This window comes from Caulobacter sp. NIBR2454 (genome assembly GCF_027474405.1).
Taxonomy (GTDB): domain Bacteria; phylum Pseudomonadota; class Alphaproteobacteria; order Caulobacterales; family Caulobacteraceae; genus Caulobacter.
Genome location: NZ_CP114871.1, coordinates 2,132,655 through 2,151,937 on the forward strand (window position 1 = coordinate 2,132,655; position 19,283 = coordinate 2,151,937).

Here is a 19,283-nt window from a genome sequence, read left to right on the forward strand (position 1 = left end):
GCCAAGGTCCAATCTAGACCTGGCTCTGGATCGCCTTCTTGGCCTGCGAAAGCATGGCCTCGTCGCGCTTGTAGAAGGTCCACTGCTTGATACGCTTGGGGGTCACCAGGCCTGCGTTGACCAGCACCTTCATGTGCTCGCTCAAGGTCGGGGCCGAAACATCCAGCTTGTTGGCGATGAACAGGCCGCAGACCCCATCCTCGACCAGATCGCCGTCCACCTGGGGCGGGAAATGCGCCACCGGGTCCTTCAGCCATTCCAGAATCTGCAGGCGCTTGTCGTTCGCCAGGGCGCGGAAGATTTCGGCGAGCTCCATTTAGGCAGTTTGCCAATCGGCTAATTCCATGTCAATCAAGCATGGCCTTAAAGCTGGAATCCGGACCATGCCGACCTTTCCCTTCGTGACCCTCGACGTCTTTACCGAGACCCGCTTCGGCGGCAATCCGCTGGCGGTGTTCACCGACGCGGTGGGCCTGACGGGCGAGCAGATGCAGGCCCTGGCGACCGAGTTCAATCTGAGCGAGACCACCTTCGTCCTGCCGCCGGAAGACCCGGCCAATACGGCCAAGGTGCGCATCTTCAACCCCACCGCCGAAATGCCCTTCGCCGGCCATCCCACCGTCGGCACGGGCTATGTCCTGGCCCAGATGCGCGGCGGCGACGGCCTGCGGCTGGAGGTTCCCGCCGGCCTCGTCGAGGTCAGCATCCAGCGGAACGCCAAGGGCGACGTGGTCGGCGGCGTGATCGCCGCGCCCCAACCCTTGTCCACCGGCATGATCCTGCCGGCCGACCACACGGCGGCCTGCGCGACCCTGCAGGTGGCCGATCTGGTGACCGAGACCCATCCGCCCATCCTGGCCAGCACCGGCAATCCGTTCTTCTTCGTGGAAGTGACGCCGCAGGCCCTGACCCGTGCCGCGCCGAACCTGGCCGCGTTCCAGGCCGCCCTCGCCGTCCACTCGGACGAACTGGACACCCAGCGGCTGGCCTTGCACCTCTATGCCCGGGACGGGGACAAGATCCGCACCCGAATGTTCGCGCCCCTGGCCGGCACGTGGGAGGACCCCGCCACCGGCAGCGCCAACGTCACCCTGGCGGCCCTGCTGCTGTCTTTCACCAACGCCGACGAAGGCGCCTGGGACATCATCCAGGGCGTGGAGATGGGCCGCCCCTCCCTGCTCAAGACCACCGCGCGCAAAGCCGCCGACGGCATCCGATCGACCGTCGGCGGCGGCTGCGTGCCGGTATTGAGGGGCGAGGCCGAACTCCAGCCTCAGTAAGGGCTGGCCGTCGGGCGGACGATCAGTTCGCTGACATCCACGTCCTGCGGCTGCTCGACCGCATAGACGATGGCGCGGGCGATGGCGTCCGGCTGGATGGCGATGCGGCGGAACGCCTTCATCCCCTCGCGCGACGCTTCGTCCGAGATCGTGTCAGCCAGTTCGGACTCCACCACGCCCGGCGACACCACCGTCACCCTCAGCTTGTCCGTCTCCTGGCGCAGGCCGTCGGAGATGGCCCGCACCGCGAACTTGGTCGCGCAATAGACCGCGCCGGTCGGCACCACGTAGTGCGCACCGATCGAGGCGATGTTGATCACATGGCCAAAGCCCTGCGCCTCCATGCGCGGCAAGGCGGCCGCGATCCCATGCAGGACGCCGCGGATGTTGACGTCGATCATGCGGTCCCACTCGTCCACCTTCAGGGCGTTAAGCGCCGACAGGGGCATGACGCCGGCGTTGTTCACCAGCACGTCGATCTTTCCGAATTCCTCGACCGCAGCGGCCACGAAGGCCTCGACGCTCGACCGGTCGACGACGTCGACGGCGTGGAAGCGGGCCGAGCCGCCGGCCTTGGTGATCTCGTCGACCAGGACGGCGAGGCGGTCGGTGCGGCGGGCGCCGACCACCACATGGGCGCCGCGCTCGGCCAGAAGGCGGGCTGTACCCTCGCCAATGCCGCTGCTGGCGCCGGTGATGACGACGACCTTGCCTTGAAGAGTTTGGACGCTGGACATTTCAGATCTCGTTTTCTGAGCGGCCGGGGCGGCCGGGGAACGAGGCGACCATCGGTCAGGGCGGGCCCTGGGCGGTAGATCGATGCTGGCCAAATATTGCACAATCCTACATGATGGACCCAAGCCTATCGTCAAAGACCATCCCGCCAGGCACATAGCGATCATGGAAAGCCAGGACGCAAAGCGCGCGGAACTCGCCGCACTCATTGAACGATACACCGCGATTGATGGAATCCATCAGACAGCCCTCCCCCGCGTCGTGCTGATCCGCGCCTCCAGCCCGACCGAGCCGCTGCACGCCCTGCATGAGCCGGCCATGTGCCTGATCGTTCAAGGCGACAAGCAGGTGATGGTGGGCGACACGGTTCACCTCTACGACCGCGACAAGTACCTGGTCGTCTCGGTTGACGTGCCGGTGATCGGCCAGGTGACCCAGGCCAGCCCTGACGCGCCTTACCTGTGCATTCGCCTCGACATCGACCCCGGCATGGTCGGGGCGCTGATGATGGAGGCGGGGCTGCGCGCCGATGACAAGGGCCCCTCCGCGCCCGGCGTGGCGGTCAGCGCGGTGACGGAACCCCTGCTCGACGCGACGACGCGGCTCCTGCGGCTATTGGAGAACCCCAGCGACGCCGCGGTTCTGGCGCCGCTGGTGGAGCGGGAGATCCTCTATCGCCTGCTGACCGGAGACCAGGGCGCCCGCCTGGCCCAGATCGCCATGGGCGAGAGCCGCCTGCAGCAGGTCAACCGGGCCATCGGCTGGATCAAGACCCACTACGCCCAGCCGTTCAGCATCGAGCGTGTGGCCAAGGAGGCCGGCATGAGCCCGTCGGCCCTGCACCAGCATTTCAAGGCGATCACATCGCTCAGCCCCTTGCAGTACCAGAAGCAGCTTCGGCTTCAGGAGGCGCGGCGCCTGATCGTGGCCCAGAACCTGGATGCGGCCTCCGCCGGCCATGCGGTGGGTTACGACAGTCCGTCCCAGTTCAGTCGCGAATACGCCCGCCTGTTCGGCGCGCCGCCCCTGCGCGACGCCGCCCGGCTGCGGGCGACGCCGGAACGCATACTGGCGGCCTAGCCCCTCGCCCGCTCGACGGTCTCGACGTTGGGGCAGGCCCGAAGGGCGGCGGCGATGTGGGTCAGGTGCTTGGCGTCCTTGACCTCGACGTCCATCACCACGTCGAAGAAGTCCGAGTGGCGGTGGTTCATAACCAGACCGACGATGTTGCCGCCGGCCTCGCCGACGATGGTGCAGGCCTGGCCCAGCACGCCGGGGGCGTCCTGGATGGTGGCGTTGAGCCGCGCCTGGGACAGGGTTTCGCGCTCGGCCTCGGCGGTCCAGTGCAGGTCGCGCCACAGGTCCTCGCGGTCCTCGAACTCGGCCAGGCGGCGGCAGTCGATGGTGTGGACCATCAGCCCCTTGTCCGACTCCAGGATGCCGACGATGCGGTCGCCCGGCACCGGATTGCAGCAGGTCCCAAAATTCAGGGCCAGGTTAGGCGCCAGTCCCGTGCCGCGCACATAGGTCCGGGCGGCCTTGCCACCCTCGATCCGCTTGGCGCCGACGGGAGCCTTCTCGCTGTCCTTGAGGCCGGGGAACAGGGTCTCCAGCACCTGGTTGGGCGAGATGCGGCCACGGCCGACCGCGTCGAAGAGTTCGTCCTCGGTGGTGACGGCGAACCGCTCCAGAACCGGCCGCAGCGAGACGCCCGCGCGCTTCTTGCCAGCCCGTTCGAAACCCTGCTCGATGGCGCCGCGGCCCAGGCGAAGGAACTCTTCCTTCTCGGTCTGGCGGATGTGGCGACGAATGGCCGAACGGGCCCGGCCCGTCACGGTCAGCGAGCGCCAGTCGGGCGGCACCACGGGCTTGGCTCCGCGCACGACCTCGACGACGTCGCCATTATTCAGCACGGTGCGCAGCGGCTTCAGCTCACCGTTGATCTTCACCCCGATGCAGGTGTCGCCCACGTCGGTGTGGACGGCATAGGCGAAGTCCAGCGGCATGGCCCCGCGCGGCAGGCTGACCAGCCGCCCCTTGGGCGTGAACACGAACACCTGATCGAGGAACATCTCGAGCTTGGCGTGTTCGATCAGGTCCTCGGCGTCGCCGCCATGCTCCAGCACCTGGACCAGTTGGCGCAGGTTGGCGAGCGGATCACGGCCGCCGTCCTCCTCCATGGCCTCGGCGTCAAAGCCATAGGAGGTGTCCTTGTAGCGCCAGTGGGCGGCCACGCCCTCTTCGGCCACGCGGTCCATGGCGTTGGTGCGGATTTGCATCTCGATCCGCATGCCCTTGGCGCCGACCACCGTGGTGTGGATGGAGCGGTAGTTGTTCCGCTTGGGCGTGGAGATGTAGTCCTTGAACCGCTCCGGGACCGACGGCCAGGCGCGGTGAACCACGCCCAGGGCGCGGTAGCAGTCGTCGGTGGTGTCCACGATCACGCGGAAGGCGAAGATGTCCGACAGCTGGGCGAAGCCGACCGACTTGCGCTGCAGCTTGCGCCAGATCGAGTAGGGCTGCTTCTCGCGGCCATAGACCCGGGCCGGGATGCCGGCGTCGTCCAGGCGGGCGGCGATGGCCTGGCTGACGAGGGCCGTCGCCCCGCCCTGCTCTTCGCGCAGCACTTCCAAGCGCCGGATGATGGCGTTGCGGGCCACCGGGTTCAGGTGCTCGAAGGACAGCTCCTCCAGCTCGGTGCAGATGCGATGTACGCCGATGCTGCGGGCCAGGGGCGCGTAGATGTCCAGGGTCTCGCGGGCGATGCGCTCACGCTTGGCGGGGCTCTTGATGTAGTGGAGCGTCCGCATGTTGTGCAGGCGGTCGGCCAGCTTGACCATCAGGACGCGCACGTCCTTGGAGATGGCCAGGATGAACTTGCGCAGGTTCTCGGCCTGGCGAAGGTGTTCGGCCTGCAGCTCAAGCTTGGACAGCTTGGTGACGCCTTCGACCAGCTCGGCCACTTCGGCGCCGAACAGGGTCTCGATATCCTCGCGGGTGACCGCCGTGTCCTCGATCACGTCATGCAGCAGGGCGGTGACGATGCTGGCGGTGTCGAGGCGGTATTCGGTCAGGATGCCCGCCACCTCGATGGGGTGGGCGTAATAGGGATCGCCGGAAGCCCGCGTCTGCGAGCCGTGCATGCGCATGGCGTAGACATAGGCGCGGTTGAGCAGCGCCTCGTCGGCGGTCGGGTCATAGGACTGGACCCGCTCGATCAGTTCGTATTGGCGCAGGAACTTCGGACGCGAAGACGCCGGCTTCTTGGAATCACTCGAGGCCGGCGCTGAGCCGGCCTCGAGGATTGGCGTGTTCGGTTGTGGGGCGACCGGCTGGGCCGCCTCTAGAATGAGGGGTTCTGAACCTTCGGGGCTCAGTACCGCTCCTCCTGACCGCCATCGCGGTCGCTTTGCAGGGCGCGGACCAGTTCGGCCTCGCTCATCTGCTGGTGCGTCGGATCGGCCAGCAGGGCGAGGGTTTCGGCCTCTTCCTCGGCTTCCGAATGCTCGTCGACGCGCTGCAGCGTGCCGATCAGGTTTTCCTTGAGGCCTTCGGCGTCAACGACGTCTTCAGCGATCTCGCGCAGGGCGCAGACCGGGTTCTTGTCGTTATCGCGATCGATCAGCAGGGCCGAACCCGCAGAGATGGCGCGCGCGCGATGGGCCGCCAGCAGCACGAGGCTGAAGCGGTTGGGAACCTTCTCGACGCAATCTTCGACGGTGACGCGGGCCATGGAGTCCTCGGAACGGGAATAGAACGGTCTAAAGTATAGAGGCGCGGCTGTTTGTTCAACCTCGCCGGCGATGTCAAGGCTTTGTCAGATCGGCTTTGCGTCGCGGCCGACCGTCGCAGCGGCTGCAAGATCGGCCGCTGTCCCTGTTGATATAGGGTGTCGCCAGTCCGGCGCCACCTGTGACAGCGGGCCCATGACGAACAGACGATCGTGCGCCCGGGGGTGCGGAATGGTTAGGTCGGGGGTGTCGATCACCTGCCGGCCAAAGGCGATGAGGTCCAGATCCAGGGTCCGCGGCGCGTTGGCCTCGCCCCGTTCGCGGCCGAAAGCAGCCTCCAGGTCCTGCAAGGCGCGATGGACGCTCGCAGCGTCCAGGCGGCTGCGGACCAGGACCACGCCATTGATGTAGGGCGGCTTGGACGGATCGGGCCAGGCGGCCGAGCGCCACCAGGCGGACCGGGCGACGATCTCCAGGCCTTCGGCCGCGAACCGATCAAGCGCCGCCTCCAGAAGATCGATGCAGGACGGATAGGCGCCGGGCAAGTCGCTGCCCAGAGCGACGATGACGGCGTCGTCCAGATCGGTATGTTCAGCGGATTGATTCACTGGATTTGATCGTGACCTTTTATCCCACCGACCGCCTCGCCCTGTTCATCGACGGCGCGAACTTCTACTCGGCCAGCAAGGCCCTCGGCTTCGACATCGACTACAAGAAGCTGCTGACGGAGTTCAGCCGCCGGGGCGTGCTGATCCGCGCCTACTACTACACCGCCATCGCCGAGAACGACGACTATTCGCCGATCCGCCCCCTGGTGGACTGGCTCGACTACAACGGCTTCACCATGGTGACCAAGCCGGCCCGCGAGTTCACCGACAGCCAGGGCCGCAAGCGCTGGCGCGGCAGCATGGATGTCGAGCTGACCGTCGACATGATGCAGATGGCCGAACATGCCGATCACCTGGTCCTGTTCAGCGGCAACGGCGACTTCCGCGCCCTGATCGAGGCGGTGCAGCGCAAGGGCGTGCGGGTCACAGTGGTCTCGACCATGAAGTCGCAGCCGCCCATGGCCTCCGACGATCTGCGCCGCCAGGCCGACGCCTTCGTGGAGCTGGCCGATCTGTCGGATCTGGTGGGCCGCCCGGCGCGCAGCCCCCTGCCCCGCTTCGTCACCGAAGGCCGCTCGCCCGAGCGCGAGGGCGACGATGACTACTGAGGCCCAGATCGCCAGCTGGGGCGCCGAGCCGCCGCGCGACTGCCCGCTCTGCCCGCGCCTGGTGGCCTATCGCCAAGTGAACCGGGCCCAGAACCCCGGCTGGTGGAACGGCCCGGCTCCGTCGTTCGGCGATCCGAACGGCCGCCTGCTGGTCGCCGGGCTGGCGCCCGGACGCACCGGCGCCAACCGCACGGCGCGCCCCTTCACTGGCGATCACGCCGGCTGGCTGCTCTATGAGACGCTGCTGAAGGTCGGTTTCGCCAAGGGGAAGTACGAAGCGCGGCCCGACGACAGCCTGGAGCTGGTGGACTGCATGGTCTCCAACGCCGTGCGCTGCGCCCCGCCGGGCAACAAGCCGGAGACCTCGGAAGAGAACACCTGCCGCCAGTTCCTGACCCGGCGGCTGGCGGACATGCCGAACCTGAAGGTGATCGTCACCCTGGGCGACGTATCGCGACGCAATGTGCTGAAGGCGCTGGGCTACAAGGCCTCGGCCGGGGCGCCGGGCCATGGCTCGGTATTCCAGGCGGGGCCGATCCGGCTAATCAACAGCTATCACTGCTCGCGACTGAACACGAACACCGGCCGCCTGACGCCCGCCATGTTCGAGGACATCTTCCGGCAGGCGAAAGCCCATATCGACGGCTGATCAGCCCTTGTCGCGAAGCAGGCGGGCCTTATCGCGGGCCCAGTCGCGTTCGGCTGAGGTCTCACGCTTGTCGTGCAGCTTCTTGCCCTTGGCGATCGACAGCTCGAGCTTGGCCAGTCCCTTCTCGTTCCAGTAGAGGCGGGTCGGGATGATGGTTCGGCCTTCGCGCTGCACAGCCCCGATCAGCTTGTCGATCTGCTTGCGGTGAAGCAGCAGCTTACGCGGGCGGCGCGGCTCGTGGTTGAAGCGGTTGGCGTGGCCATACGGAGGGATGTCCGCATTGATCAGGACGATCTCCCGGCCTTCCACCGACGCGTAGGATTCGGCGATGTTGGCCCGGCCGTTGCGCAGGGACTTCACCTCGGTCCCGGTCAGGGCGAGGCCCGCCTCGAAGGTGTCCTCGAGGAAGTAGTCGAAACGCGCGCGGCGGTTTTCGGCGATCGTCGGTCCGGCCATCAGAGGACGCCGGCCTCACGCATGGCTTCCAGGATCTGCGGCTTCACCGCGTCGCTGCACGCGGTCAGCGGCAGACGCACGTCCTCGGTGCAAAGACCCAGCTGCGCCAGGGCGAACTTTGTGGGGGCCGGCGAGGAATCCAGGAACAGCGCCTTGTGCAGGCGGATCAGGCGATCTTGCCAGTAGCGAGCGGTCTCGTAGTCGCCCGCCAGGGCGGCGTTGAAGAAGGACGCCATGGCTTCGGGCGCCACGTTGGACGTCACCGAAATACAGCCGTGGCCGCCGTGGGCGACATAGCCCAGGGCCGTCGGATCATCACCCGACAGCAGGACCCAGTTCTCGCCGCAGGTGATGCGCTGCATGCTGATGCGGGTCAGGTCGCCGGTGGCGTCCTTGATGCCGATGATGTTGGGCAGCTTGGACAGGCGCACCAGGGTGTCGTTGGCCAGGTCCGAGCCCGTCCGACCAGGCACATTGTACACCACCAGCGGAATCTGCACGGCGTTGGCCACCGCTTCGTAGTGGCGGAACAGGCCTTCCTGGCTGGGGCGGTTGTAGTACGGCGTGACCATCAGCGCCGCGTCGGCGCCGATCGTCTTGGCGTGACGGGCCAGCTCGATCGCCTCTTCCGTGGCGTTGGAGCCCGCGCCGGCGATGATCGGCACGCGGCCCGCCGCTGTTTTGACGCAGAGTTCGACGACACGACGATGCTCGTCATGGCTGAGGGTCGAGGTCTCGCCGGTGGTTCCGACCGGAACGAGGCCGTGAACGCCGGCCGTGATCTGGCGCTCGACCAGCTTCACGAAGGCGTCCTCGTCGACCGAGCCGTCCCGGAACGGGGTGATGAGGGCGGTAATGACGCCCTTGAAGGGGATGTGGACCATATCTTGCAGGATTTTCGAGCAAATTGCCGTGACTGGCGGCGGCTACGCTTGCGACCACCTTTTGTGGCGCGGACAATATGTCTGCGGACGGGGGCGCGGCAACAGCCGTCCGCCAAGGATTTGAACTGGAGTATGTAGGTTTGGCTTCGTTGTTGCGTAGAATCCTTGTGGCCACGGGCGCTGTCGTGCTCGTCAACGGCGTCGCGGACGCCCAGACGGCCCTGAATTCGGGCCAGCAAGCCCCTGCCGAATCAGCACCGACCTACGCCGTCGCGCCCTCGGCGACGGACGCGACCCTTCTGCGGTCGGCCCTGGACGCCGCCCGCCGCGGCGACACCGCCACCCTGCGCAATGCGCGGATGGCGGCTCAGGACCCCCTTACCCGCAAGATCATCACCTGGGCCCTGGCCGACGCCGCGCCCGAGCAGCTGGGCTTCTGGGAGCTGGACGCCGCCCGCCGCGACCTCGACGGCTGGCCCCGCGCGGCCAAGCGCCAGGCCGCCGCCGAGAAGCTGCTGAGCACGGCGGGTCTGGACCCCGCCCGCACTATCGCGTGGTTTGGCGGCGCCGAGCCGACCACCGCCCAGGGCGCCATCAGCCTTGCCTCGGCCTTCCGGGCGCAGGGGCGCAACCAGGAAGCGGCGACCCTGATCCGCCGGTTCTGGCGCGACAAGGTGTTCGAGCTGGACGCCCAGCGCGCCATGATGGCCCGGTTCAGCGACGTGCTGACCATGGACGACCACATCCGCCGGGCCGATATCCTGCTCTATGGACAGCAGGGTCCGGCGACCCGCGAGATGGTGGCCATGCTGCCGGCCGACGAACAGGCCGCCGCCGCCGTCCGCATCGCCTTCCGAGCCGGCGCGTCGAACGCCAATGACCTGCTGGCCGCCCTGACGCCGGCGCAGCAGACCTCGCCGGGCGTCGCGTTCGAACGGGCGGCCTTCCTGCGCAAGAAGGGCCTGGACGTGGCCGCCCTGGGCCTTGTCCGGTACTTCCCGATGCCGCAGACGGACGAGGCCGAGAGCCGCGTCTGGACCGAACGCAAGATGCTGATCATCTCGGCCCTGCGAAACAACGACGCCGCCGGGGCCTACACGGCCGCCGCCAACAGCGGGCTGATGGACGGCGCCGACGCGGCCGAGGCGGAGTTCTACGCCGGGTGGCTGGCGCTGAGCCGCCTGGACAACCCCGAGCTGGCCGGACAGCATTTCGCCCGCATCAACGGGATCGGCCAGTCGCCGATCACCCGTTCGCGGGGCTACTACTGGCAGGGCCGCGCGGCCGAGGCGGCGGGCGACGTGATCGGCGCCCGGGCCTTCTATGGCGAGGGGGCGCAGTACCAGACCACCTTCTACGGCCAGTTGGCCGGCGAGCGGGCGGGCCTGCAGCACATCGTCCTGGGCCGCGATCCCGTCCCGACGGCCGCCGACAAGGCGCGGTTCGAGAGCCGTGAATTGGTCCGCGCCGCGCGCCTGATGCTTGCCGCCGGGGCTCGCGACAGCTTCCGCGGCTTCGTCCTCTATATCGACGACATCCTGCCCAACGCCGAGGAAGCGGCCCTGCTGGTCGATATGGCCCGCGCCACGGGCGACCAGGACCTGGCCATGCGCGCCGCCCGCGCAGCGGCGCAGCGGGGCTTCATTCTGCCCGAGCGCGGCTACCCGATGATCAACCTGCCGACCTTGCCAGCGGGTTCCGCGGAAAACGCCTTCGTGTTCTCGATCGCGCGGCAGGAAAGCAACTTCGACACCGGGGCCATCTCCGCCCCCGGCGCTCGCGGCCTGATGCAGCTGATGCCGGGCACCGCCTCGGACACCGCGCGCAAGCTGGGTGAAGGCTATTCGCTGCAGCGCCTGCACGAGGCCGAGTACAACCTGCGCCTGGGCTCGCGCTATCTGGGCCAGATGATCGACCGGTTCAGCGGGTCCTACATCATGGCCGCCGCGGCCTATAACGCCGGGCCCGGACGTCCGCCCCAGTGGGTGGCCATCTGCGGCGACCCGCGCGGGGCGAGCACCGACCCGCTCGACTTCATCGAATGCATCCCGTTCAGCGAGACGCGCAACTATGTGATGCGGACGCTGGAGACGATGCAGGTCTATCGCGCGCGCATCAACGGCGGCACGGCGCCCCTGAACCTGTCTGCGGACCTCAAGCGGGGGGGCTACGGCTCCTACGCCGCGACCCAGACGGCCTCATCTAGTCAATGACGAGGCCGTAGAGCAGACCGTCGAGCATGACCTTCTTGAGGTCCTCGGCGTTCGACCAGTTGCGGTCCGGCTTGGTGATCATCAGCGAGACCAGGCCGTGGCAGGCCGCCCACAGGGTCTCCGCCGCGGTCTCGGCCGTGCCGGTGCGCAGGCGGCCCTGGGCGGCGACTTCCTTGATGACGCCCAGGTACTTCTCGAAGCAGCGGTCGCCCAGTTCCAGCACCGCTTCCTGCTTCTCGTTGCGGACCCCGCGCGAGGACGAGCAGAACACCAGCTCGTAGGCGTTCGGGTTGTCGAAGGCGAAGGTCATATAGGCTTCGAGCATGCGGCGGACGCGGGCGACGGCGTCGATGGGCTCGGCCGAAATCTGGCTGTTGATCTCCAGCAGGCGCGAGATCGCGCAGTCGCTGATCTCCAGCAGGATCTGATCCTTGTCGCGGAAGTGCATGTAGAGCGCGGTGGAAGACACGCCCACCTCGTCCGCGATCTTGCGAATGGTGGCGCCGTGATAGCCTTCGGCCACGAAGATGCGCTCGGCGGCGTGCAGTATCTCGCCGCGCCGCATGTGCCCGTCGCCCTTGGCTTTGCGGGCGGATTTCTGCGGCTTCTTCAAGGTGACGGTCAAAAGTGATCCCCGTACGTCTTCCGACTGTCACTTAACAGGGAATCGACCCGCTACCGCAAGAACGGTCCGAGGGCCGCCTTATGGTTGATAAAATCTTAACAACTACTTTCGGTCGCTTCCGGGACTGATTCGCCTGACCTTCTATGCCGTCCCGTTGGTCAGCGGGGCGAGCGGGCATGGCGCGGGAGGAGCGGGACGGCGGCGCGAGAGCCGTCGAACGGTCGCGCGCTACCGTCAGCGCAATCGGCTTGGCGGCTCAGGACGGCGCGGCTCGCGGCCCGACCCTCGCTCAAAAGGCGGTTCTGGCGGGTGTAATCTTGGCCATGACGGGACTGGCGATCAGCGACCTGAAGGTCGGCTGGATGATCCTCTACGGGCTGCTGTTCAGCGGCTTTGGCCTGTCGGTGGCGCTGCGGCTGGGCGCCATGCTGCTGGCCAGGCCGGGCGGGGCCTGGCGCCCCCGCGCCGACGACGACCTGCCGCACTACACCGTGATCGTGCCGCTCTACCAGGAGGCCGCCATGCTGCCTGGCGTGGTGGCGGCCATGCAGGCGATCGACTACCCCCGCGACCGATTGCAGGTGATCATCGCCGTGGAGGAAGACGACCTGGAGACCCAGGCGGCGATGGCGCGGCTTAGGACGCCCGCCTTCATCAGCATGATGATCGCCCCGCCGGGCTCGCCGCGCACCAAGCCACGAGCCTGCAACATCGCCCTGCAGCGGGCGCGGGGCCGGCTAGTGGTGGTGTTCGACGCCGAGGACCGGCCGCATCCGCAACAGCTTCGCGAGGCCGCCGCCCGCTTCGCGGCGGGGCCGCCAGACCTGGCGTGTCTTCAGGCGCCGCTCCGCATCGACGCGGACCGGCGCTTCATTCCGGCCCAGTTCGCCGTGGAGTACGCGGTCCAGTTCGAGGTGTTCCTGCCCGCCCTGGCCCGGCTCGGCCTGCCGTTCCCTCTGGGCGGGACCAGCAATCACTTCCGGACGCGGGCCCTAAGGGAGGTGGGCGGATGGGACGCCCACAACGTCACAGAGGACGCGGACCTGGGTTTCCGGCTGGCGGCCAAGGGTTGGAAGCTGGGCATGCTGGCCTCGCCCACCTTCGAGCCCGCTCCTGTGACACTGACCGACTGGCTGCCGCAACGGGCGCGGTGGGTGAAGGGGCATATGCAGTCGTTCGGCGTGCATTCACGGCGGATGCTGGGCCAGTCGCCGAGGTTCAACGCCGCCCTGCTGGCGACGCTCGGTCTGTCCAGCCTGTCGGTGCTGCTTCACGGGCCGGCGGCGGCATGGATCATCGCGACGACCCTGGCGGGCTGGATGGCGGGAGACGCCCTGCCCGTCGCGGCGCGGGACCTGGCCCTGCTGCTGGCGGGATGGGCGGCTTCGGCGGGGTGCGGGGTGATCGGGTTGCGGCGCGCCGGATCACCGGTGCGGCCGCGCGATATCCTCATGGCGCCGCTGTACTGGCCGATGCTGTCCCTGGCGGCCGCGCATGCGGTCTGGCAGCTGATCAGGGCTCCCTATCACTGGGACAAGACGCGTCATTCGCCGGTCGAGGCCGCCGCCGGACTGGACGCCGCTTCGTCCTTGCGCGTATCAGCCGGAACATGGACAGCCAGAAACCCGCGGTGGCGGACACGCCCCTCGTCATGCGCACCACCGCCTGGAGCGATTACGCCCTCCTCGACAGCGGCGACGGGCGCAAGCTGGAGCGCTACGGAAAGTACACGGTCGTAAGGCCCGAGCCGCAGTGCCTGTGGCGCCCGCGCCTGGACGCGTCGGTGTGGGACGCCGCCGATGCGGTGTTCGATCCCTCCGACGAGGAAGAGGCCGGCCGCTGGCGGTTCTCCAAGCCGCCGGCCGAGACCTGGCCGCTGGGCTGGGGCGACGTGCGCTTCCACGGCCGCTTCACAAACTTCCGCCACCTGGCCTTTTTCCCCGAGCAGGCGGCCAACTGGGCCTGGATGGACGAGCGCATCCGCGCCGCCAAGCGGCCGCTGAAGGTGCTGAACCTGTTCGGCTACACCGGGGTCGCGTCGCTGGTCTGCGCGGCGGCGGGGGCCGAGGTCACCCATGTGGACGCCTCCAAGAAGGCCATCGGCTGGGCGCGCGAGAACGCGGCGCTGTCGAAGATGGAAGACAAGCCGATCCGCTGGATCTGCGAGGACGCGCGCAAGTTCGTCCAGCGCGAGGTGCGGCGCGGCAGCCAGTACGACGGCATCATCCTGGACCCGCCGAAGTTCGGCCGTGGCCCCAACAACGAGGTCTGGCGCCTGTTCGAGGGTCTGCCGGAATTCGCCAGCCTGTGCGCCGAAATCCTGTCGCCGGACGCCAACTTCCTGATCCTCAACGCCTATGCCGCGCGGATCAGCGGGGCGGCGCTGTCGGGCCTGCTGGCCGAGCAGCTGGCGGGGCGGCCGGGCCGCATCGACTGGGGCGAGCTGGCCCTGGTGGAAGAGGCGCTGGATCGCCAGATCGGCCTGTCGTTCTTCGCGAGGTACGCGTCGTGAACCCCAAGGTCGTCACCTCCCTGTCCAACGCCACGGTGAAGGCCGTCCGCGCGCTGCATATGCGCAAGGAGCGCGAGGACACCGGCCTGTTCCTGGCCGAGGGCCTGAAGATCATCATCGAGGCGGTGGAGCTGGGTCATGCCCCGCGCATCCTGCTGTTTGGGCGCGACGCCGCCGATCACCCGATGCTGCAAAAGGCCGCCGACGCCACGGTGAAGGCCGGCGGCGAGGTGATCGAGGTCAACCGCGACATTCTCGAAAAGGTCAGCCGCCGCGAGAACCCGCAGGCGGTGGTGGGCGTGTTCAAGCAGACCTTCGCCGAGCTTGATGCACTGGAACCGCAGAGCGCGCCCTGCTGGGTGGCGCTGCAGGCGGTGCGTGATCCGGGCAATCTGGGCACTATCGTGCGCACGGCGGACGCCGCCGGGTGCGGCGGGGTGATCCTGGTGGGCGACTGCTGCGATCCGTTCTCGGTCGAGGCGGTGCGGGCGACCATGGGCTCGATCTTCGCGGTGAAGATCGCCAAGGCCACGGTCGAGCAGTTCCTGGCCTATCGCCAGACCTGGGCGGGGTCGGTGGTGGGCACGCTGCTGACCGCGCAGGTGGATCACCGGCAGGCCGATTATCGCAAACCGACCATGATCCTGATGGGCAATGAGCAGCAGGGCCTTCCGCCCGAGCTGGCCGCCGCCTGCGACGTGAACGTGAAAATCCCCATGCGGGGGCGGGCTGATAGCCTGAACCTTTCGGTGGCGACGGGGATCATGATCTACGCCGCCACCTAGGTTCGGGAGGGACCGCCGGCTTAGGCCGCGCGCTTCAGCTCGGTCACGGACGCCAGGGCGCTGGCGAGGCCCTTCTCACGTTGCTCGGGACCGACGGCGATGCCCTCGGCGCGGACGAACTCCACGTCGTGGATGCCGATGAAGCCGAAGATCGCCTTCAGATAGGGCTCCTGGAAGTCCATGCCGGCGGCCGGCTGGCCTTCGCCATAGAAGCCGCCCTTGGACAGGGCGACGATCACGCGCTTGCCGCCCGCCAGGCCTTCGACGCCGTTCGCGCCGTACTGGAAGGTCTTGCCGGCCACGAGGATGCGGTCGATCCAGGCCTTGAGCTGGCTGGAGATGGCGAAATTGTACATCGGGGCGCCGATGACCACCGTGTCGGCGGCCAGGAAGTCTTCGAGCACCTTGGCGCCGTCTTCCTGGTCGGCCTGAGGCGCGGCCCCGCCGAGATAGGCGGCGGACAGGTGCGCGATGGGATCGGCGGCCAGGTCACGATAGATGACCTTGGTGGCCGGCGCGTCGTTGGTGATGGCGGTCGCGATGGCGGCCGAGACCTGGCGGCTGATGGAATTGTCGCCCAGGATCGAAGAGTCGATGTGCAGCAGAGACATTGGAAAACCTTCCCTCAAATTGGATCGGTAACCGAACCTGCTGCCGATTAAGTACCTCCGCTTTCGACCCACAAGAACGCACAAATCTGGTGCTGGGGCACAGGTTTGAGACCCAGGCACATGGATGTGCCCGCTGGCGCTGCGCCAAGCCCTTGAGTAGGCTGGATTTGTTCCTAAGTTCCTTTTCCCGCCTGTCGAAGAACGCCGCTCCGATGACCGAAAAAAATGTCGCCTACTCCCCCTCCGCCTGCCGCCCGGTGACGGACGTGCTGTCACTGATCGGCGACAAGTGGACGGTGCTGATCGTCATGCTGCTGGCCGACGGCCCCCGCCGGTTCAACGAGCTGAAGCGAATGGTGGACGGCATCTCGCAGCGGATGCTGACCCTGACCCTGCGCAATCTGGAGCGGGACGGTCTGGTGACGCGGACGGTGTTCCCAACGGTGCCCCCGCGCGTGGACTATGAGCTGACGCCGCTGGGCCAGTCGCTGAAGGAGCCGGTCGCGGCCCTGGGCCAATGGGCGCACGCGAACAAGCTGGAGATGGACCTGGCGCGGGCCGAGTTCGACCGTCGGGCGACGGACGCGGCGGCGTAGAGGCCTGCCCAAATTCGTCTTCCTCGCCCTTGTGGCGAGGATCCAGAAACGCTGAGGTCCGGGGTTCATGAGGCGGCGGCGCTGCGCTCTTTCCCACCAATGCGGAGTCTCTGGGCCCTAGGCACAAGGCCTAGGGTGACGGGGATTGATAGGCACGGCTTCGCACCCCCACGGGAAACCCGGAAGGTGATGGGAGGGCTGCGGAGCGTTCGAACGGCTCGATGTAGGGTTGGAGTTGCAGGAAAGACGTCCGGCGCCCCGCGCGGATCCTTGTCGTGGACGCTGCGATCGACGCCTTCGATGAGCAGGAAACCCGGCGTCGTCGGCCCCCAGGGGGAGTCCGCTCCCGCCGCAACGAGACACGTGGCCACGCGCCCTCCCCGCGACGGGATGGGAGAAGTTTAGGCGAAGCTGACCCAGCGCGGACAAGTCACGTGCCGCGCGGCTTGGCTCTGGCCGTTGGGGCCGTGTTGGCGGGATCGTCGGGCCAGACGTGGCGGGGATAGCGGCCCTTCATCTCGCTTTTGACCGCCTTCCATGAGCCCGCCCAGAAGCCGGGCAGGTCCTTGGTGATCTGGATGGGTCGGTGAGCCGGCGACAGCAGGGCCAGGGTCAGGGGCACGCGCCCTCCCCCAACCGACGGATGGGTCGAAAGGCCGAACAACTCCTGCACGCGCACATCGATGCGGGGGCCGCCCTCGGCCGCATAGTCGATGCGGAAGTTGTTGCCGGTGGGGGCGGTCCAGCGAGACGGCGCGGCGGCGTCCATCTTCCTTTGCAGGTCCCAAGGGATCAGGGTCTTGAGCGCCTCGGCCAGGGCGTGGTCGGGGATGTCGGCCAGGGACGACTTGCCCGACAGCAGCGGGGCGAGCCAGTCGTCGAGCTGCTCGACCAAGGCCGCGTCGGATAGGTCGGGCCAGGAGTCGTCGAGATCGCGCAGGAAGGCGGCCTGGGCGCGCAAGGCGTCCGACGCCTCGCCGAACTTCAGGACCGACAGACCTTCGCTGCGCACCTTGTCCATCAGGGCGCCGGCGATCATGGCCGGGTCAGGTTTTTCGATCAGCCGCTCCTCCACCACCAGCTTGCCCAGGCGCAGCAGGCGGCGGGCGCGGACGCGGCCCTTCGCGTCGGGCTCCAGGCGGTCTTCGGCCACCAGGCGATCGGCGAAGGCGGCGCGCAGGGTGATCTCGTCCAGGGGCGCGGCCAGCAGGATGCGGTCACGGGCGTCGCCGCCCCCCAGTTCGCCCACCGCCAGCCACTTCTCGCGCGCCAGGGCGTCGGTGGCCTCCAGATAGACGCCGCGGCCGTTGGCCAGTTGAAACTCTCCCGCCGGGCCACGGGCGCGTGCGACACGCTCGGGGAAGGCCTCGGCCAGCAGCAGGGCGTCGTCGAGGGGCTCGGCGGCGGACGACTTGCCGGAGGCCTTTGCCCAGCGGGCGGCCAGGGTCCTGGCGTCGCGGGCGCGAGGACTTCCATCACGACCCAAGGCTTCGAGGCGGTGACGCAGGTCGACATCGCGGCCACCCAGCGCCTGTTCGCTGAGCACGGCGGCGATGGTCGCGGCGCGCTCGGCCTGGCCCGAGGCGGCGCCGCGCAGGACCATGTGCGCCAGACGCGGGGCCAGCGGCAGGTCGCCCAGACGCTCGCCGTGTGGCGTGAGGGCGCCGTTGTCGTCCAGAGCGTTGAGCCGGCGCAACAGGGTTCGGGCCTCGTTGAAAGCCGCGGTCGGCGGCGGGTCGAGGAAGGTCAGCCCCTCCGCCCCCTTGGCGCCCCAGCGGGCGAGGTCCAGGGCCAAGCCTGACAGGTCGGCCTCCAGGATCTCGGGCTTGCCGAAGGGCGGCAGGGCGCGCGTCTCGGCCTCGTCCCACAGGCGGTAGCAGACGCCAGGCTCGGTGCGGCCGGCGCGACCCCGGCGCTGGTCGGCGGCGGAGCGGCTGACGCGGACGGTGTCGAGGCGGGTGAGGCCGCTGGCCGGGTCGAAGCGCGGCACGCGGGCCAAGCCGCAGTCGATGACAACGCGCACGCCCTGGATCGTCAGGGACGTCTCGGCGATGGAGGTGGCCAACACCACCTTGCGCCGCCCTGGCACCGCGGGGCCGATGGCGCGATCCTGCACGGCGGGATCAAGGGCGCCGTAGAGGGGTGCGACGTCAACGTCCGGCCGACGCAGGCGCTCCTTCAGCAGGGTCTCGGTGCGGCGTATCTCGCCCTGGCCCGGCAGGAAGACGAGCACCGAGCCGCCCTCCTCCGCCAGAGCCCGCTCGACGGCGCGGGCGACGCGCTCCTCCAGCCGCAGACGGTCGTCTCGGCCCAGATAGCGGGTGTCGACAGGGAACATCCGCCCCTGGCTCTCGACCACCGGCGCGTCCCCCAGATGGGCGGCGATGCGGGCGCCGTCGAGGGTGGCGGACATGACCAGCACCCGCAGGTCGTCACGCAGCACCCCCTGAGCGTCGCGGGCCAGGGCGAGGCCCAGGTCGGCGTCGAGGCTGCGCTCGTGGAACTCGTCGAACAGGACCGCCGCCACGCCGTCGAGGCCGGGGTCGTCCAGAATCATCCGGGTGAAGACGCCCTCGGTGACCACCTCGATCCGGGTGCGGGCGCTCACCCTTGACTGCAGGCGCACGCGATAGCCGACGGTCTCGCCCACCGGCTCGCCCAGGCTCTGGGCCATGCGCTCGGCGGCGGCGCGGGCGGCGAGACGGCGTGGCTCGAGCAGCACGATCTTGCGACCGCCGATCCACGGCTGATCGAGCAGCGCCAAGGGGACGCGCGTGGTTTTGCCCGCGCCAGGCGGCGCCACCAGAACAGCGCAGCACGTATTGTGCAGCACCGCCTGCAATCTCGGCAAAACCTCTTCGATCGGAAGCATTAGGCCCTGTACCCGGCCCACACAGCCACGCCAAGCAGGGCGCCGTCGTGCTTGACGCTTGACCGGACGCGACCAAGTCGCCACGGTCCGCCCCACGTCTTATCGCGGCGGGGGAGCC

At 68.3% G+C, this 19,283-nt stretch carries 19 protein-coding genes; 9 read left to right on the forward strand and 10 right to left on the reverse strand.

Going from position 1 to position 19,283, the window contains the following annotated elements; genetic code table 11:
* Positions 1–13: 13 nt before the first annotated feature.
* On the reverse strand, positions 14–316 hold the full coding sequence (locus O5K31_RS10495) for an ArsR/SmtB family transcription factor (protein ID WP_269713549.1): 303 nt from the start codon (positions 314–316) through the stop codon (positions 14–16).
* A 67-nt stretch (positions 317–383) separates the two neighbouring features.
* Between O5K31_RS10495 and O5K31_RS10500 the strand changes: the two genes are divergently transcribed.
* A complete protein-coding gene (locus O5K31_RS10500) occupies positions 384–1,280 on the forward strand; it encodes a PhzF family phenazine biosynthesis protein (protein ID WP_269713550.1) in 897 nt (298 codons plus the stop codon).
* Here O5K31_RS10500 and O5K31_RS10505 read toward each other — a convergent pair.
* Entirely contained in the window at positions 1,274–2,017 is a 744-nt protein-coding gene (locus tag O5K31_RS10505; RefSeq protein ID WP_269713551.1) for an SDR family oxidoreductase, read from the reverse strand. The genes O5K31_RS10500 and O5K31_RS10505 overlap by 7 nt on opposite strands.
* 163 nt (positions 2,018–2,180) lie before the next feature.
* On the opposite strand from O5K31_RS10505, the gene O5K31_RS10510 reads away from it, so the two are divergent.
* Positions 2,181–3,095, forward strand: a complete 915-nt coding sequence (locus tag O5K31_RS10510; RefSeq protein WP_269713552.1) for an AraC family transcriptional regulator — start codon at positions 2,181–2,183, stop codon at positions 3,093–3,095.
* Here O5K31_RS10510 and O5K31_RS10515 read toward each other — a convergent pair.
* From O5K31_RS10515 to folK, 3 genes are all read right to left on the reverse strand, one after another.
* Entirely contained in the window at positions 3,092–5,320 is a 2,229-nt protein-coding gene (locus tag O5K31_RS10515) for a RelA/SpoT family protein (RefSeq protein ID WP_269717045.1), read from the reverse strand. The two genes, O5K31_RS10510 and O5K31_RS10515, sit on opposite strands and share 4 nt — an antisense overlap.
* 68 nt (positions 5,321–5,388) lie before the next feature.
* Positions 5,389–5,748, reverse strand: coding sequence for a DNA-directed RNA polymerase subunit omega (rpoZ, locus tag O5K31_RS10520; RefSeq protein WP_269713553.1), 360 nt, complete (start codon positions 5,746–5,748; stop codon positions 5,389–5,391).
* A gap of 84 nt (positions 5,749–5,832) precedes the next feature.
* The gene (folK, locus tag O5K31_RS10525; RefSeq protein WP_269713554.1) at positions 5,833–6,354 is read right to left on the reverse strand and encodes a 2-amino-4-hydroxy-6-hydroxymethyldihydropteridine diphosphokinase; all 522 of its coding nucleotides are present in this window, start codon (positions 6,352–6,354) and stop codon (positions 5,833–5,835) included.
* 11 nt (positions 6,355–6,365) lie between these two features.
* Here folK and O5K31_RS10530 point away from each other — a divergent pair, with 11 nt between their 5' ends.
* Positions 6,366–6,962: a LabA-like NYN domain-containing protein gene (locus tag O5K31_RS10530; protein ID WP_269713555.1), complete on the forward strand. Its 597-nt coding sequence runs from the start codon at positions 6,366–6,368 to the stop codon at positions 6,960–6,962.
* Entirely contained in the window at positions 6,952–7,611 is a 660-nt protein-coding gene (locus tag O5K31_RS10535; protein WP_269713556.1) for a uracil-DNA glycosylase, read from the forward strand. The genes O5K31_RS10530 and O5K31_RS10535 overlap by 11 nt, the downstream gene beginning before the upstream one ends.
* On the opposite strand, the gene smpB is transcribed toward O5K31_RS10535, so the two are convergent.
* Positions 7,612–8,067 (reverse strand): SsrA-binding protein SmpB, encoded by a 456-nt coding sequence (gene smpB / locus O5K31_RS10540; RefSeq protein WP_269713557.1) that lies wholly within the window; start codon positions 8,065–8,067, stop codon positions 7,612–7,614.
* Positions 8,067–8,951, reverse strand: a complete 885-nt coding sequence (gene dapA, locus O5K31_RS10545) for a 4-hydroxy-tetrahydrodipicolinate synthase (RefSeq protein WP_269713558.1) — start codon at positions 8,949–8,951, stop codon at positions 8,067–8,069. The genes smpB and dapA overlap by 1 nt, the downstream gene beginning before the upstream one ends.
* 152 nt (positions 8,952–9,103) lie before the next feature.
* On the opposite strand from dapA, the gene O5K31_RS10550 reads away from it, so the two are divergent.
* Complete coding sequence (locus tag O5K31_RS10550; RefSeq protein WP_269713559.1) at positions 9,104–11,164, forward strand: lytic transglycosylase domain-containing protein; 2,061 nt, start codon at positions 9,104–9,106, stop codon at positions 11,162–11,164.
* Here O5K31_RS10550 and O5K31_RS10555 read toward each other — a convergent pair.
* Entirely contained in the window at positions 11,154–11,789 is a 636-nt protein-coding gene (locus O5K31_RS10555) for a TetR/AcrR family transcriptional regulator (protein ID WP_269713560.1), read from the reverse strand. The genes O5K31_RS10550 and O5K31_RS10555 overlap by 11 nt on opposite strands.
* A gap of 176 nt (positions 11,790–11,965) precedes the next feature.
* Here O5K31_RS10555 and O5K31_RS10560 point away from each other — a divergent pair, with 176 nt between their 5' ends.
* The 3 genes from O5K31_RS10560 to O5K31_RS10570 are packed head-to-tail and all read left to right on the forward strand — an operon-like array spanning position 11,966 to position 15,086.
* The gene (locus O5K31_RS10560; RefSeq protein ID WP_269713561.1) at positions 11,966–13,528 is read left to right on the forward strand and encodes a glycosyltransferase family 2 protein; all 1,563 of its coding nucleotides are present in this window, start codon (positions 11,966–11,968) and stop codon (positions 13,526–13,528) included.
* Positions 13,441–14,301 (forward strand): class I SAM-dependent methyltransferase, encoded by an 861-nt coding sequence (locus tag O5K31_RS10565; RefSeq protein ID WP_269713562.1) that lies wholly within the window; start codon positions 13,441–13,443, stop codon positions 14,299–14,301. The genes O5K31_RS10560 and O5K31_RS10565 overlap by 88 nt, the downstream gene beginning before the upstream one ends.
* Positions 14,298–15,086: a TrmH family RNA methyltransferase gene (locus O5K31_RS10570; RefSeq protein ID WP_269713563.1), complete on the forward strand. Its 789-nt coding sequence runs from the start codon at positions 14,298–14,300 to the stop codon at positions 15,084–15,086. Before O5K31_RS10565 ends, O5K31_RS10570 begins: the two co-directional genes overlap by 4 nt.
* 20 nt (positions 15,087–15,106) lie before the next feature.
* On the opposite strand, the gene O5K31_RS10575 is transcribed toward O5K31_RS10570, so the two are convergent.
* The gene (locus O5K31_RS10575) at positions 15,107–15,697 is read right to left on the reverse strand and encodes an FMN-dependent NADH-azoreductase (RefSeq protein WP_269713564.1); all 591 of its coding nucleotides are present in this window, start codon (positions 15,695–15,697) and stop codon (positions 15,107–15,109) included.
* A 212-nt stretch (positions 15,698–15,909) separates the two neighbouring features.
* Here O5K31_RS10575 and O5K31_RS10580 point away from each other — a divergent pair, with 212 nt between their 5' ends.
* Positions 15,910–16,293, forward strand: coding sequence for a winged helix-turn-helix transcriptional regulator (locus tag O5K31_RS10580; protein WP_269713565.1), 384 nt, complete (start codon positions 15,910–15,912; stop codon positions 16,291–16,293).
* Between the two features lie 430 nt (positions 16,294–16,723).
* Here the strand turns inward: O5K31_RS10580 and hrpB are convergent, their stop codons facing one another.
* Entirely contained in the window at positions 16,724–19,165 is a 2,442-nt protein-coding gene (hrpB, locus tag O5K31_RS10585) for an ATP-dependent helicase HrpB (protein WP_269713566.1), read from the reverse strand.
* Positions 19,166–19,283: the final 118 nt, after the last annotated feature.

What these genes read in the sequence shown, in the direction of transcription:
- O5K31_RS10535 (WP_269713556.1), top strand. Translation starts at nt 6,952, where the DNA reads ATGACTACTGAGGCCCAGATCGCCAGCTGGGGCGCCGAGCCGCCGCGC.
- O5K31_RS10580 (WP_269713565.1), top strand. Translation starts at nt 15,910, where the DNA reads ATGACCGAAAAAAATGTCGCCTACTCCCCCTCCGCCTGCCGCCCGGTG.
- O5K31_RS10565 (WP_269713562.1), top strand. Translation starts at nt 13,441, where the DNA reads ATGCGCACCACCGCCTGGAGCGATTACGCCCTCCTCGACAGCGGCGAC.
- O5K31_RS10575 (WP_269713564.1), bottom strand. Translation starts at nt 15,697, where the DNA reads ATGTCTCTGCTGCACATCGACTCTTCGATCCTGGGCGACAATTCCATC.
- O5K31_RS10505 (WP_269713551.1), bottom strand. Translation starts at nt 2,017, where the DNA reads ATGTCCAGCGTCCAAACTCTTCAAGGCAAGGTCGTCGTCATCACCGGC.
- dapA (WP_269713558.1), bottom strand. Translation starts at nt 8,951, where the DNA reads ATGGTCCACATCCCCTTCAAGGGCGTCATTACCGCCCTCATCACCCCG.
- O5K31_RS10500 (WP_269713550.1), top strand. Translation starts at nt 384, where the DNA reads ATGCCGACCTTTCCCTTCGTGACCCTCGACGTCTTTACCGAGACCCGC.
- O5K31_RS10560 (WP_269713561.1), top strand. Translation starts at nt 11,966, where the DNA reads ATGGCGCGGGAGGAGCGGGACGGCGGCGCGAGAGCCGTCGAACGGTCG.
- rpoZ (WP_269713553.1), bottom strand. Translation starts at nt 5,748, where the DNA reads ATGGCCCGCGTCACCGTCGAAGATTGCGTCGAGAAGGTTCCCAACCGC.
- smpB (WP_269713557.1), bottom strand. Translation starts at nt 8,067, where the DNA reads ATGGCCGGACCGACGATCGCCGAAAACCGCCGCGCGCGTTTCGACTAC.
- O5K31_RS10495 (WP_269713549.1), bottom strand. Translation starts at nt 316, where the DNA reads ATGGAGCTCGCCGAAATCTTCCGCGCCCTGGCGAACGACAAGCGCCTG.
- hrpB (WP_269713566.1), bottom strand. Translation starts at nt 19,165, where the DNA reads ATGCTTCCGATCGAAGAGGTTTTGCCGAGATTGCAGGCGGTGCTGCAC.
- O5K31_RS10510 (WP_269713552.1), top strand. Translation starts at nt 2,181, where the DNA reads ATGGAAAGCCAGGACGCAAAGCGCGCGGAACTCGCCGCACTCATTGAA.